This window comes from Chryseobacterium sp. Bi04 (assembly GCF_918698085.1).
In the GTDB taxonomy this organism is placed as follows: Bacteria; Bacteroidota; Bacteroidia; order Flavobacteriales; family Weeksellaceae; genus Chryseobacterium.
This window is the reverse complement of record NZ_CAKKLP010000018.1, coordinates 16,868-31,208: the sequence shown is the minus strand read 5'-3', so window position 1 is coordinate 31,208 and position 14,341 is coordinate 16,868. Positions and strand designations below refer to the sequence as shown.

16 protein-coding genes and 1 riboswitch are annotated in these 14,341 nt (G+C 36.0%); of the genes, 9 read left to right on the top strand and 7 right to left on the bottom strand.

Annotated elements, in window-relative coordinates:
• Window positions 1-37: 37 nt before the first annotated feature.
• The 7 genes from LQV47_RS20635 to LQV47_RS20605 all read left to right on the top strand — a co-directional run bounded on the left by LQV47_RS20635 (window position 38) and on the right by LQV47_RS20605 (window position 6,360).
• Window positions 38-934 carry a BatD family protein gene (locus tag LQV47_RS20635; protein WP_230041015.1) on the top strand — a complete coding sequence of 299 codons (897 nt, stop codon included), beginning with the start codon at window positions 38-40 and terminating at the stop codon, window positions 932-934.
• Complete coding sequence (locus LQV47_RS20630) at window positions 927-1,919, top strand: VWA domain-containing protein (RefSeq protein WP_230041014.1); 993 nt, start codon at window positions 927-929, stop codon at window positions 1,917-1,919. The genes LQV47_RS20635 and LQV47_RS20630 overlap by 8 nt, the downstream gene beginning before the upstream one ends.
• Window positions 1,919-2,926 (top strand): VWA domain-containing protein, encoded by a 1,008-nt coding sequence (locus LQV47_RS20625; RefSeq protein ID WP_230041013.1) that lies wholly within the window; start codon window positions 1,919-1,921, stop codon window positions 2,924-2,926. The genes LQV47_RS20630 and LQV47_RS20625 overlap by 1 nt, the downstream gene beginning before the upstream one ends.
• A gap of 98 nt (window positions 2,927-3,024) precedes the next feature.
• Window positions 3,025-3,768, top strand: a complete 744-nt coding sequence (locus LQV47_RS20620) for a tetratricopeptide repeat protein (protein ID WP_230041012.1) — start codon at window positions 3,025-3,027, stop codon at window positions 3,766-3,768.
• On the top strand, window positions 3,768-5,507 hold the full coding sequence (locus LQV47_RS20615; RefSeq protein ID WP_230041011.1) for a BatD family protein: 1,740 nt from the start codon (window positions 3,768-3,770) through the stop codon (window positions 5,505-5,507). Before LQV47_RS20620 ends, LQV47_RS20615 begins: the two co-directional genes overlap by 1 nt.
• Window positions 5,508-5,551: 44 nt before the next feature.
• Window positions 5,552-6,154, top strand: coding sequence for a MarC family protein (locus LQV47_RS20610; RefSeq protein WP_230041010.1), 603 nt, complete (start codon window positions 5,552-5,554; stop codon window positions 6,152-6,154).
• A gap of 5 nt (window positions 6,155-6,159) precedes the next feature.
• On the top strand, window positions 6,160-6,360 hold the full coding sequence (locus tag LQV47_RS20605) for a hypothetical protein (protein WP_047487286.1): 201 nt from the start codon (window positions 6,160-6,162) through the stop codon (window positions 6,358-6,360).
• 84 nt (window positions 6,361-6,444) lie between these two features.
• On the opposite strand, the gene LQV47_RS20600 is transcribed toward LQV47_RS20605, so the two are convergent.
• From LQV47_RS20600 to LQV47_RS20580, 5 genes are all read right to left on the bottom strand, one after another.
• Window positions 6,445-7,410 (bottom strand): chorismate-binding protein, encoded by a 966-nt coding sequence (locus tag LQV47_RS20600; RefSeq protein WP_230041009.1) that lies wholly within the window; start codon window positions 7,408-7,410, stop codon window positions 6,445-6,447.
• Window positions 7,411-7,645: 235 nt separating this feature from the next.
• A complete protein-coding gene (locus LQV47_RS20595; RefSeq protein ID WP_230041008.1) occupies window positions 7,646-8,074 on the bottom strand; it encodes a PaaI family thioesterase in 429 nt (142 codons plus the stop codon).
• 30 nt (window positions 8,075-8,104) lie between these two features.
• On the bottom strand, window positions 8,105-8,683 hold the full coding sequence (locus LQV47_RS20590; protein ID WP_230041007.1) for a 1-acyl-sn-glycerol-3-phosphate acyltransferase: 579 nt from the start codon (window positions 8,681-8,683) through the stop codon (window positions 8,105-8,107).
• Window positions 8,684-8,996: 313 nt separating this feature from the next.
• Window positions 8,997-10,718, bottom strand: a complete 1,722-nt coding sequence (locus tag LQV47_RS20585; RefSeq protein WP_230041006.1) for a PspC domain-containing protein — start codon at window positions 10,716-10,718, stop codon at window positions 8,997-8,999.
• A 10-nt stretch (window positions 10,719-10,728) separates the two neighbouring features.
• On the bottom strand, window positions 10,729-11,058 hold the full coding sequence (locus LQV47_RS20580) for a PadR family transcriptional regulator (protein WP_047487297.1): 330 nt from the start codon (window positions 11,056-11,058) through the stop codon (window positions 10,729-10,731).
• A 388-nt stretch (window positions 11,059-11,446) separates the two neighbouring features.
• On the opposite strand from LQV47_RS20580, the gene LQV47_RS20575 reads away from it, so the two are divergent.
• Window positions 11,447-12,142, top strand: coding sequence for a hypothetical protein (locus tag LQV47_RS20575; RefSeq protein ID WP_230041005.1), 696 nt, complete (start codon window positions 11,447-11,449; stop codon window positions 12,140-12,142).
• Between the two features lie 8 nt (window positions 12,143-12,150).
• The gene (locus LQV47_RS20570) at window positions 12,151-12,741 is read left to right on the top strand and encodes an HD domain-containing protein (protein ID WP_230041004.1); all 591 of its coding nucleotides are present in this window, start codon (window positions 12,151-12,153) and stop codon (window positions 12,739-12,741) included.
• A 59-nt stretch (window positions 12,742-12,800) separates the two neighbouring features.
• Here LQV47_RS20570 and LQV47_RS20565 read toward each other — a convergent pair whose 3' ends face one another.
• Together LQV47_RS20565 and LQV47_RS20560 are read right to left on the bottom strand one after the other, a co-directional pair.
• Window positions 12,801-13,184, bottom strand: a complete 384-nt coding sequence (locus LQV47_RS20565; RefSeq protein WP_047487307.1) for an acyl-CoA thioesterase — start codon at window positions 13,182-13,184, stop codon at window positions 12,801-12,803.
• Window positions 13,185-13,298: 114 nt separating this feature from the next.
• A riboswitch (cobalamin riboswitch) is annotated at window positions 13,299-13,480 on the bottom strand.
• Between the two features lie 33 nt (window positions 13,481-13,513).
• Window positions 13,514-14,311: a hypothetical protein gene (locus tag LQV47_RS20560; protein ID WP_230041003.1), complete on the bottom strand. Its 798-nt coding sequence runs from the start codon at window positions 14,309-14,311 to the stop codon at window positions 13,514-13,516.
• Window positions 14,312-14,341 lie beyond the last annotated feature (30 nt).

Below are 14,341 nucleotides of genomic sequence, written 5' to 3'. Positions count from 1 at the left end.
AAACACTAGGCACCAGCCTGAATTTATTATTTGAAAATTGAAAAAAATACTATTAATATTATCTTTTTTTATCTGTGTCAATACTTTTTCACAGATATTGTCTTCCAATATAGAGAAGAAAACTATTGCGTTAGGTGAAGTCAATCATTTTGTTATTAAAATTGACAATATTCACGACCAGCAGGTGATCTCTGCAGCCAAAAATGAGTTGCTGCCTTTTCATTTTGAAGAAACAAAAGACAGTATCGGACAAAATGCCAATTTATATGAGAGGAAAATAGAGTTTGCTGTTTTTGAAGAAGGGAAATTTACGATTCCTGAGCTGGAATTTAAAGTGGGTGATAAAATACTGAAAACTATTCCTTATGAGATCGATGTCATTAATACCGCTCAAAAAGCTGATCAGATTAATGATATCATGAAGAATAAAGAAGTTAAACTTGATGCAAAAGATTATTGGGAGCTCTATAAATTCTATATTCTGGCAGCTTTAGCAGCTATTGCTTTGATTGTGGCTATTATCATGATTGTAAAATGGGGAAGAAAATCCAAGAGTTCACCGGCTGTAGCTACCAACCAAACATTAAAAGAACTGGATTCTCTTAAAAAGAAGAAATATATTGAAGGAGGTAATTTCCGTTCATTCTACGTAGAACTGATCGATATTTCCAGAACCTTTATAGCCAAACAGTATCACCTTCCTGCAGAGGTACTTCTTACCGATGACCTTATTGAGGTCATAAAAAAGAACAATACCATTTCTCAGGATAACGAAAAGATAATAGAAGATGTTTTCTTAAGGGGAGACCTTGTGAAATTTGCGAAAACCTTTCCTGATAAAGAAACCATGGAAAATGATTTTGCCAATATCAGGGATTTTGTAAAAAGATCATCGAAAGATTTAGAATTTGAAAACTTAAGAAAGGATGTTTAATTTTGAGTTTTACAGTCCGTGGTTCTTATTGCTTTTTCTACTGTTTATTCCTCTTTTTATTAAAGATGCCGGAAGACAGAAAAGGAAAGGGATAAAAGTCCCTACCGTTAAAAATATGGATTCCAGCGGTGGTATTCAGGCTGTTCTTTTTGTCTTGAAAATATCGAAGTACATCATTCTTGCTGCACTGATTATTGCTATGGCGAGACCCAGAACCTTTACGGTCTCCCAGGATAGAGATGATACAAAAGGAGTAGATATTATGCTGTCTATAGATGTTTCTCTCAGTATGCTGGCGAAGGATTTAAGCCCGGACCGTATTACAGCACTGAAGGATATTGCCGTAAAATTTGTTCAGAAACGTCCCAATGACCGGATAGGAGTTGTAGCTTACGCTGCAGAGGCTTTTACAAAAGTACCTGTCACTTCAGATCATCAGGTTGTCATTGATGAGATTAAAAATCTTAATTCAGCAGGGCTGGAGCCGGGAACGGCTATTGGCGAAGGTCTTTCTGTAGCCGTCAACCATTTGATTAAAAGCAAAGCGAAAAGTAAAGTAATTATCCTGATGACAGATGGGGTCAGTAATATTCAGAATGCTATTCCGCCACAGATTGCTGCCGAACTGGCTAAAAGTAACCATATAAAGGTGTATTCCATAGGAATCGGGACCAATGGATATGCACTGATGCCTACATCGCAGGATATCTTTGGGGATCTTGTATTTACTGAGACGGAAGTTGCCATTGATGAAAATACTTTGAGAGAAGTAGCTCAGAATACAGGAGGGAAATATTTCAGGGCTACGTCAAACAGCAGTCTTGAAGAAGTATATGATGAGATCAATCAATTGGAGAAATCTGATGTAAAGGTTTCCAAGCTCTACAATTACGAAGAATATTTTAAGATCTTTCTGTGGATTGCGTTGGGAATGCTGGTATTGGATGCATTGTTGAGATGGGTGTTTTATAAAATTTTAAGCTGATGAGTTGGTCTTTAGGAAATTATTGGTATTTATTTTTGCTGTTGCTTCTGCCGCTGTTAGCTATCTTTTTGATCCGTTTTTTGAGATGGAAAAATAAAAAGAGAGAAATTTTTGCAGACAGCCAGTTTCATGATCATTTATTTGAAAAACAATCGGGATTTATAAAAATTTTTCCTGCCTTATATTTATTAGGAACTCTATTTTTGATATTTTCAATCATTGATCTTCTTAATGGCTCAGAGGAAGTGAAAAGCAGCCAGAAATTGAACAATGTGATTTTTATGCTTGATGTTTCGAATTCAATGAATGCCGAAGATATAGACCCAAGCCGTCTTGCTGAAGCTAAAAATCTGATGCTGGGTACTATGCAGAAGATGAAAAATGACAAAGTTGGTATTGTGATTTTTGCGGGACAGGCTATGTCTATCATGCCTCTGACTACAGATTATAATTCTGCCGAAACCTATATCAGCGGAATTGAAACCAACTCCATGCAGATCCAGGGAACCGATTTTTTGAACGGAATGCAGGCTGCTGTAGATAAGTTTAAAAATGTAAGCAAAGGCTCCAGAAAGGTTATATTGCTCAGTGATGGTGAAGATAATGAAGGGAATGACAATGCTGCCATTAGGTTAGCCAATAAAGAGGGGATAAGTATTACTTCTGTAGGCGTTGGAACCGACGAGGGAGCGCCGGTTCCTGAATATGTTTATGGGCAGTTAATGGGATATAAAACAGATGTGAACGGAGGAACTGTCATTTCAAAAAGACAGACAGACGCCCTAAAAAAGATGGCTGAATCTACCGGAGGAAGTTATATAGACGGAAATAACATCAATGAAGCGCCAAACAGAATTATTGATGCCGTCAATAAAAAATCTTCAGGATCCGAAACCATAGTGAAGTCACAGAATGCCAACCATTACTATCAGTATTTTCTGGGAGTATCCATCTTATTTTTCCTTTTAATTTTTCTTTTTAATCCTAAAAAAGATTTCAATGTCTAATCTTCTTAGAAGAGAACCTCATTTTAAAGGCCACTTTAACCGAATTTTAACAAATAAACTCCTGTTTCTTAACATTTAAAGGAATAATTTTGCAAAGGATGAATACTAAAATCTTACTTTTATCGTTTATAATTGCTTTTTCCTTCTCAGGCATTCTGTTTGGGCAGGAAAACTACAGGACTTTGGTTCATGAAGGGAACCAAAAATTTGACGGTAAAGACTATGATGGAGCATCTTCAAAATATATGGAGGCCGCAAAATCCAATGACAAAGATTTTACGGCGCATTACAATTTGGGGAATGCCTTATATAAAAGTAAGAAGTATGAAGAAGCAAAGGAAGAGTTTGAAAAAGCACAGCAGTTTTCACAGACACTTCCGGATAAAGCGGCGGCACTTCATAATTTAGGCAATAGCTATATGCAGATGAACCAGCCGGAAAAGGCTGCAGATTATTATAAAAAAGCTCTTAAGCAAAATCCGTATAGTGAGGCCACCAGGAAGAATTATGAAATTGCCAAGTTAAAGGAAAAAGAAAAACAACAGAAAAACCAGCAGAACAACTCAGGAAAAGGTGGTGGTGGTAATGATCAGAACAAAGGTGATGATCAGAAAGGCGATAAAAAAGATCAGAAGCAGGATCAGGGAAGTGGTCAGCAAAACAAAGGTAAAAGTGACCAGGGCAATGATCCTCAGCAAAAACAGGACAATGAAGGTAAAATGCCAAAAGACCTTGAAAATGCAATTCTAGATAAAATTAACGAAAAAGAAAAAGAAACCGCCAGAAGAATTTTAAATAAGAATTCTTATTCGATGCCTGAAAGCAACGAGAAAGATTGGTGATGCAGCATAAATTGATTTACATATTGCTTATTCTGGCATCCGTAATTACTTACGGACAGGTAAATCTTAGCCTTGATGCTGATAAAGCTGAATATGCCGGTAAGGATATTGTTAATCTTACAATCATTTTAGAACTCAACGGAAGTGATCTTGTACAGCAAACAGGGTTTCAGCTTCCGGATCTTTCGAAATTCAATATTATCGGAAGCGGATCGGTTACCAATACAGTGATTGATCCTGCTACCAATACTCTGATTACCCAGAAAGTATCCAGAATAGCCCTTGAACCTAAGAAAAAGGGAAAAATAAAAATCGGATCGGTACTGGTTACTGTCAATAATAAAATCTATAAAACAGAACCTTTTGATGTCAACGTCAAAGAATTTGTAGAAAAGAAATCTTTAGCCGGGAATACTTCCAATGACGTCTATCTGAATATGGAGATAGAAGACAGAGAAGTATACCAGGATCAGCCTACCATTGCTGTTCTGAAGGTGTATTCCCGAAATATGGATAACCTTAGAAAAGTAAAAAATATCCATCTTCCACAGCAGGATAATATCAATGTGCACCCTATTAATTTTAACAGGTCTGAAATAGATCCGACGAATTCCGGAAATATGGCTTCCCAGATTCTGGCAATGTTTATGGTATTTCCAAATGAAGCAGGGTATGTAGAAGTTCCGGGGGTGTCAGCCTCTGTGAATTCTCATTCCAATAAAAATAAAATTCTTTCCAATAAGATAAGACTTACTGTAAAAAAGCTTCCGGAAGGAGCTCCTGACTGTTTTAAAAATGCAGTGGGAAACTTCAATGTAAGTGTTTACAATGCCTCTAAAGAGAAGCCTGAGGCTAAAAAGCCAATGAATATTGTGGTAAAGGTTTCAGGAGAGGGAAATTTACCGGATATGGTACTTCCAAAAATTGCAGCGTCTCCGGATTATGAAATTTTTGCCCCTAAAATCACCTCTAAAGTATCCCCAGGAACAACGGGGATGAAAGGAGTAATTTTGGCTAACTATGTTATTATTCCTAAAAAATCGGGAGCAATTTCTATAAAAACAGAACAGTTTGCTTTTTTTAATCCTGAGAACAAGGAGTATATTGATCTTGGGCAGGAAACATTGGCCTTGAATGCATTTTCTCATGAGCAGGTTCTTGAAGCCCGTTCTACGGTAGAGAAAGTAAATGAATATACCAATAATCTGCTTGAAACGGTAAACACTCCGGTTTTAAAGACCACTTCATTTAAAGTAAAAGAAAAAAGTAAATTCCACTGGAATATTCTCTTCACCAATATTGTGATCCTTTTGGGGTTATTTGTTGCTTACCTGTTATTTAAGACTTGGCAAAAAAAACGTACATTAGTTAGGGAAAATGCACCGTCTAAATCATTAGGATCAGTGGCCGAAACAGAAAGGGAAATCAAGGAATTGCTGAAAACGGATATTAATGACTATTTCAGCTACCTTGAAAATCTTAAAGATAACGGAGAATACGAAAAGTTCTTTGAAACAATGGAAGAATTGGATGAGGAAGTAAGAGCTCAGTATTTTCAGGGCTCTGTCAGCGAGTTTAAGACTTTTCTTGAAAATCACAAAGGTTCTTCTTTTGCAGAAGACTACGGAAAACTTCAGCAGAAAATTCAAATTGAAAAATATTCTCCTGTGAAATCTGTAGAAGGACTTGAGGAACTTTTGAAAGCAATTGTTAATTTATATTCACAAATTAGCAAATAGTTAATTTATTTTCATATTTTTGCGAAATTTTTAATTACAAAGAGATGGAAATTTTTGATGGTTTCTCTATTAAAGAGGTCGTTACAAGCTTTATGGTTCTTTTCGCCGTTATTGACATTATCGGTTCAGTTCCTATTATAGTAAGCCTTCAACAGAAGTTCGGGCAAATTGAAGCTGGAAAAGCTGCAATTACTGCCGGCCTTATTATGATTGTTTTTCTATTCGTAGGAAATAAGATCCTTAAACTGATTGGAGTAGACGTGAATTCCTTCGCCATTGCCGGAGCTTTTGTGATTTTTGTCATAGCCCTGGAAATGATTTTAGGAATTGAAATCAATAAAACCACCGAAGCAAAAGCGGCATCCATTGTTCCCATTGCATTTCCGCTGGTTGCAGGTGCCGGAACACTGACTACCGCGCTATCTCTCAGAGCTGAATTCCATGATATTAATATTATTTTAGGAATTATTCTTAATACAATTTTCGTATATTTGGTGCTTAAATCAGCGAAATGGCTGGAAAGGAAAATAGGGGATGCTACATTGATGATCCTTCAGAAAGTTTTCGGAATTATCCTGCTGGCAATTTCAATTAAATTATTCACCGCAAATTTTGCCCAGTTGGTGCTGAATTATGTTAATTTTTAGAAATTATGAAGAAGTTTTATAAAGTATTTTTAGTACTATTTATTGTATTCATTGCCATTAATCTTTACGCTATAGATTGGCAGTCAGATGTTTTATCAGAAGAGAGTGATAACCTGAAGTTTGTATTTTCTGCGGCAGCAGCTTTTATTGGGCTTATTTTGCTTTTCGTTATGGATACGTGGAGCAGAATCGGAGTAAAGAAATAACTCAGAATAACTTATATTTAAATAAACAAAACCTCTTTCAATCTGAAGGAGGTTTCTTATTTCTATTTAAATTCTTTATGTTTTTTACGAAGTTGCCAGATTTTTAAGAATGGCTTCAGACTTCAGTTCTGTTTCAGTCCATTCTTTTTCCGGGTTGCTCTGAGCGGTAATTCCGCCACCCACAAAGACATGTACAGAGTCTTGATAAAGTCTTGCACATCGCAGATTTACAAAAAACTGTATACTTTCTTCAGTTTCAATTTTAATGTAACCGGCATATAATTCACGGGGAAACTTTTCATACCTCTGAATATTTTCAATGCAGAAGTCTTTAGGAATTCCACATACTGCCGGAGTAGGATGAAGATCCCGGATAAGGGTATCAAGGTCCTCAGGCTTTATATAAGTCCGGAAATCTGTACGAAGGTGTTTGATGTTGCCGGAAATATGATCGTAAGTTTCTGACTGCTGTACATTGCCGGAATAATTTGTAAGGATATCCTGAATATAGGTGGTAACGGGTTTTTGTTCTTCAATCTCCTTTTCGGCCCATTCTTCTGAAACCGGTAGCGTACCCGCCAGTGCCATGGTTTCAAATTCATAGGTTTCCTTATTGAATTTCCCTAAAACTTCAGAAAAAGCACCCATCCAGGCATCCTGTCCATCATTAAATAAATACCTGAATGCATTCGGATAAGAGGTGCACAGGTTTTTAAAGCTTTCTGTGAGATCAATCTGATCAAAGTTCCTGAATATTTTTCTTCTTGAATAAACCAGTTTAGGAAGTTGGTTTTTTTTTATCACCTCAATCACATTGTGAAGACTATGGATATATTCTTCCTTCGTTTCTTCTTCAAAATGGGTTTGATCCTGTAATAAGGGATTGTTTATAATATCGGTTGCAATCTGCTGCTCTTCAGCCTCAGTAATTTCACCTTTAAAAATTACCTGTTGCAGTTTGTCAAAAGAATAAAAATTTATGGAATTTATATTCTGATTTTTATCTGTGGAATATAATTGTTCGTCAAAAGGAAATTTGAAATAAATCATTAGCTGTGGATGGATTTTGAAAATCACCGCCCGGAAATACTATAGGAAATTCCCACGTTGATTTTCCTTTCTGCAAAGGTATTATTAGTCTTAAAAATGTCAAAATTAAAAGAGCTGTTTTTTTAAAGAAATATTCTTTACTTTATATTCCGGTACTCTGAAAAGTTTGCAGTAAGTATATAAAAAAGACTCAAAAAAATTGAGTCTTCTATTTTTTTATTGATATTCCTTTAATCTATTTCAGGATAATAGCATTCGTCATCGTCGTATGGTTGATGAGTACTCCTTTTTCATCCCTGATCTCAATTTCTGAAACATGCATGGTTTTTCCTTTTCTGATAAAGCGGGCAGTAGCGGTTACAAGCCCATCTTTCTTACTTCTCAGATGATTGGAATTGATATTGGTTCCCACACCATAGTATTTGTTCCCGTCTATGAAAATATTAGACAGGCTTGACCCTAAGGTTTCAGCCAATACACAGCTGGCTCCTCCATGCAGGATTCCAAAAGGCTGGTGGGTTCTTGGAAGCACAGGCATTGTGGCCGTAAGGGTTTCATTTTCGACATCAATGTCGATGAATTTTATTTCCAGTGTTTTTGCCAGGGTTTCGTTTCCCCAGTTATTCAAAAACGCCAATATTTCTTCTTTATTCTGACCTTTCATTGTATGTTGATAATTTGCTGTTGATGATACTTATTCCCCCATAATATTAGGATTCCAGTTAGCCGGAATTTTAGGACCAATATCATTTTTAATGTAATAATCCTGAATTTCCTGCATAATCTCTGAAAAAGGAGCAGATGCAAGCCTTTCATAAGGAATGGTATAGCCCAGGTAAACAATATTTCTTTTGAAATCTCCCGCTGCCAGTACAATAGGAACTTTTGCTGCCAATGCCATGTGATAGAAACCTTTTCTCCATTTCGGAACCCAGCTTCTTGTTCCTTCCGGGGTAATAACCAGGCTGAAATCTTCTTTTGCAAATTGATTCGCTACAAAGTTGACCAGATCATTTTTTTGAGTTCTGTCTATACCGATACCTCCAAGTCCTCTTACAAGGCTTCCATACCATGCCTTGGTGTGGGCATCTTTAATAATGATCTTTAATGGCTTCCCTAAAGACCAGTAGGCAAGATTTCCTAAAATGTATTCCATATTATGGGTATGTGGTGCCACTACAAGGATACATCTGTTCAGGCTGTTTACATCGCCCTGCAGAACGACTTTCCAGCCCAATAATTTTAGCATTAGTCTGCCTATCAGTTTTTTCATAGATTCTTGGATTAAAACAAAAAAGTATAACCAAACTTTGGTTATACTTTACAAATATATTGAAATATTATCGCTCTTAAAACAAACCGTTGATTAAATCTACGATTTTCATAACAAATTCCAGGGCAAATTGTATCATGATAGGGGTGTGTTTTTTGTTGGTTGGTTATTATATTTTAATACTACGAAAGTAAAGCTTTTTTTTCACATAGGAAACTAAATAATATGATATTTTTTCTTTTCTGAGAGAAGAAGAGTGTGAATTTCAAACGGTTGCTATCCACTCACACCTTCTCGCACTCTCTGAAGTTAATTATTTAGTTTGTATGGAAATTTCGTTTTTTCCGTCTTTGATCTTGATGTCTACATCTTTGTTCAGTTTTTTGATGTCGGACGTTACAGAATCAATTACTTTTTCAGCCTGGTAGTTTGGAACTTTTTTACCATTAATGATCACACTGTCTTTATCATTAGGATCATAGTTTATTGTAGAACCGTTTACTGTAATCTTATTTTTTTCGATTCTTATACCATGCTGGTTCTCATCTCTGTCCTGATCATCATCATTGATGCCGTCACCATCCAGATCCCCATCGAAGTTGATGCTGTCTTTTTTTAATGGAATAACAATTGCTTTTTGAGGAACTACCAGTTCATAATTTACTCTGTAGTCTCTGAATCTGTGTTCATATGGATATTTAACGTAGTTTGGAAGTATTACTTTGTTATCAACAACCTCTACCGGTACCGTTAACTGAATAGGGAAGTTATAGCCGTTTCCTTCTTTTTTAATGATCAGATAAGGGGTCTTAATATCCGGTTTTCTCGTTACGTCTACAGAAATATAATCTTCTTCATAAACGAATCTCTTATCAGAATAAATATCATCATCATAAGCTTTGAAGTTTTGAGGGATGCTTACCTGTTTTACATCTAGATAGATGGTGTCAGAATTGGTATTGATAGCCACATTTTCTGTGTCTTCTTTGCTTCCTCTGTAGATAAGGTTTTTCTTTGCCATACTTAATCCAAAGTAAGTTCCTAATCCGATTAACAGAAGAAATAATCCACCTATTACCCATCCGATATTTCTCAGCTTAGTTTTTGGAGAGAATATTTTAATGCTTAATAAGCTAAAGATAATAGCCGGGATTAAGCTTCCGATAACCATTATAGCTGCCAATACCTTATCAAGGCCGTTATCATCCATATAGAATCTGATTTGATTGGCACCAGGGAAATCTGTATCCATTCCAAAAAGGCCAAAGACTACAAATACTCCAATAATACTTCCTACAGCCATCAGCACAAAGATTCCGCCCACTATATATTTAAAAATATTCCAGACTCCGCTTCCTGCGTTGTTGATATAAGGTTTGTTTTCGTTATATATTTCTCCGACTCTCTGAGTAGATTCATTAGCAAACTGTACTAATTTATTAGACTCATTCTTAAGATTGTCGAAGTTCATAGGCTTTCCCTGCATTTTCAGGAAATCTGCTGCTGTTTCAGCTTTTGGAAGAACGATCCAAAGGATAACATATAAAAGTCCGATCAATGAGGAAGAAATAGCTGCGGTAAAAATTCCTAAGACGAAAATTCCTAACCAGATGGCTCTCATAGCCGTAATATCCATTCCTACATATTGTGCTAAACCTGCACAAACTCCTGCAACCTTTTGCTTCTCAGGATCACGGAACAATTGCTTTTTATCTGTATAATTGGAACCTGAGTAGTTATTTTTATTTGTTGTTTTTTCAGAAAAATAAGCCTCTTCCTGTTCTTCTATTTTTTCCGGAGTTCCGATCTGTGCGATTACTTTTTCTACATCAATATCATTAATCACTTCACGTTTTCCCAGAGAATCTCTGAAGATCTCTACCATTCTTATTTCTATGTCGTGCATTACCTCATCTACTTCAGAAGCATCCAGTGAGCTTCTAAGAGCGTTCAGGTAATCGCTGAGCTTTATATATGCGTGTTCTTCTATGGTAAAAGAAAAACCTGCGAGTCCTATTGAGAGTGTCTTGTTCATAGCTTTGTTTTTAATGTTGTTGAGTGATTTGGCTTACTGACGCTGTCAGTTCATTCCAGGTGTTTTGAAGTTCATTCAGGAAAAGCTTTCCTTTTTCAGTGATCTGATAATATTTTCTGGGTGGCCCTCCTGTAGATTCTTCCCATCTGTAAGAGAGAAACTCTCCATTTTTAAGCCTTGTCAGAAGTGGGTAGAGGGTTCCTTCCACAACATCCAGTTTTCCTTTTTTCAGTTCATCTATCAGATCAGAAACATACATTTCGCGATGATTGATGAGACTTAGAATACAGAATTCCAGAATTCCTTTTCGCATTTGCGCTTTGGTATTTTCGGTATTCATCTTTGATAAGTTTTTGTTAATTGGTTATATTTTAGAATATTGCTCCTAGCTAGATGAGCTTATTCCGATTTTACATTACAAAGATATGTAATTAAAATGGTAATATGCAATACAAAGTAGTGGAATTTTTAAAATAAAATAATTAAATAATTGATAATCAGCATTATAATTTTCAATTATTAATTTATTAAAATCGAAATGAGACCAGAATAGTCCCAAAAACGGTAAATAAATGAAGATAGGCTGAAAAGAAATGGAGGTGTTCTATAGCAAGTCTTGAATAAAATTCATTCTTTATCTACGGCAAAGAGATTTTGAAATCGGCGTTATGATTTGTATTTTTGTTGTAATAATTAATAAAAAACACCTAAATCCATTTGCTATTACTATGAAAATTTTGAATTATTACAGAAGTTTATCTGCATGTATTCTGCTAGGCCCTTTATGTTTTGGACAATATCAGTTTGAAGTTAAAGAAGTATCAAAGAACTATAATAATGCTATTATTACTATTGAAAATTGCTTTGATGAGCAGTGTAAAGACAGGGGAACAATAGAACTGTATGACAATAAGAACACCAAAGTTCAGACTTTTACTTCCGAAGATCTGGTATTTTATTTAAACAAAGGTCAAAAATTGGTACCCGGAAAAATGATTCAGCTGACCCATGAGGAAAGTCCTTTTATTATTGATGATTTTAACTTTGACGGAACGGAAGATATAGCTATTAGAAACGGAAATAAAGGAAATTACAGCAGTGCATCCTATGATGTCTATGTATTTAACAGTACCAGAATGGCATTTGTGAAAAGTGAGGAGCTTACGGAAATTGGCTCCAATTATTTTGGATTATTCGGTGTAGATGCCAAGCGTAAGCGCCTTGTTGCCACAGGAAAATCCGGATGTTGCATGATTTTTACTACAGAATATCAAGTAATTCCTAACAAAGGATTAGAAAAGGTATTGGAGAGGGAAGAAGATATGACCAATGAAGACCGTGTAAAAGTGATTACCAGGGAAAAAATAAATAACAAATGGGTTACCAGAACCAAGGTATATCCGGCAGGGCAATATAATAGATAAATAATACAATGAAAATTCAGAAAGAAATCGATTTTATCCTGGCAGTAGATGCTTTGAAAAACGTACAAAGAAGAAATTATAATGCAGATGATTCAAGAAGGGAAAATACTGCAGAACACTCGTGGCAGATTGTTATTCTTGCACAGATTTTATATCCTTATGCAAAAAACCGTGCTGATATTGACTTGCTGAGAGTTATCAGAATGCTTTCCATTCACGACTTGGTTGAAATTGAGGCTGGCGATACTTTTCTTTTTGATGAAAAAGCGATGGTTGGCAAGTTTGAAAGGGAAAAAGTTTCTGCTCAAAAGATCTTTGGAATTTTAGACGAGCCGTTACGTTCGGAGTTTTTCAATTTATGGCTGGAATTTGAAGAAGAAATAACGCCAGATGCTATTTTTGCGTGTGCTATTGACAGAATTATTCCTTTTATCCTCAATTCACATACCTCAGGAAAAAGCTGGACAGAAGCCGGAGTTACGGAAAAACAAATTAGAAGCATGCTTGAAAATGCCATCTGCAGAGCTTCTGATGAGATGGGGGAAGCTTTTGAATTATTGCTGACCAGAAGTCTGGAAACAGGAAAAGTGATCAAATAAAAGCTTAATTCTTACTATAAATAGTTTCGGGCGGCCTTTGGCCGCCCGAAACTTTATAATTATAGGATTTGGATTGGCTTTTTGAATTCATCAATGGCAACAAAAGTAAAGTCGCCAATGATTGCTTTTTCTCTTTCGTAAGAATACATCTGTTCCGTGTAGATCTCTACATTGACCTTCATACTGGTTTTTCCAACGTAGGCAACCTTTCCGATCAGCTCAACGATAGTTCCGGCAGGAATAGGTTTTTTAAAGTCAATTTTATCACTGCTTACAGTGACCACTCTTTTTCTTGCAAATCGGGTAGCAGTAATGAAAGCTACTTCATCCATCAGCTGCATAGCCGTACCACCAAAAAGGGTATCATAATGATTTGTTGTGTTAGGGAAAACCGCTTTAAATATTCTGGTTTCGGATGCTTCAATTCTTTCTTCTGTAGTCATATTTCATTATTAATTAAAGCGAAATGAAATACTATTAAAACAACAGAATAATAACAGGAATCCAAGAAATCCCTGAAAAAATCCATCAGATCAATAAACTTCATATCGCGAAAGTTTTTTGTTTAAGAAAAAGGCAGGTCTCCTGACTTGTAACATCTTTTATCCCCTTCCCATGCCCCGCACAGTGGATCTTAATAAAAGACTTCAGTTACTTACAGTTGCGCGACAGTTCGTGATTTTCACACGATTCCCTTTTTAATCTGCTGTTAGGCAGAACCTATTTCCATGATGAATAAGCGTTAAACTTTTTCGGGGCAAAAATAATGAATTTATTCCGGATTATGGTAAATAATCTGACTGATCACTCTTCCTTTTTTAATGGTCCAAAGACTTGTATATCTGTATTCTCCTGAACCATTGATCATATAAAGAAAGATATTGTCGTTATCTAAAGAGGTTACCGCCACATTATTGAAATCCATGGTGGGCTGAAACATGTTTTTGATAGCTTCCCTTACAAAAACAGAACCTCTTCCAGGCTGCTGAACCCTGATTGATTTAATTTCGGTCATGCCTTCAGGGAGATCATTGCCTATTCCCCATGGCTTTATTTTATCGATAGTAAGGAGTTTTCCATCAGCATCTTTCTCCTTTTTACGGTATCCGGCATTGGATGGGTAAATATCAATAACTACTTTACTCCTTTGAGCTGTGGGGATTTTAGGGTCAGAATTATCGGTGAAAATAAGCGACTTTCCATTCTTGGATTTGGAAGGTGTATACTGGGGAAGCTGGTCAATATAAGCAATACGATCTTTATTTACCATTCCTTCCTTATCAAGAGTTTCATACCTTACAAAAGGCTTTTCCTCGTCCTGTTTTTCAGGATATTTGATCCAGATCCATTCCGTTTCTCCCGGCGCCGGCTTTACATAAACAAAAACATCCCCTTTACGCATACGGATTTTATCTACAATTTTTCTGTAATTATCCTTATGTACACGTACATTGGCATATCCTTCTTCAGCTTTTACCACTCCAAAAGGAACTTTATTCTGGCCTTTAACCAATGCTAAAGAGAAAATACTAAATGCAGATAGATAGAATGCTTTGCCTACTGAAATCATTATAACAAATTTTTGATCCCCAAATATATA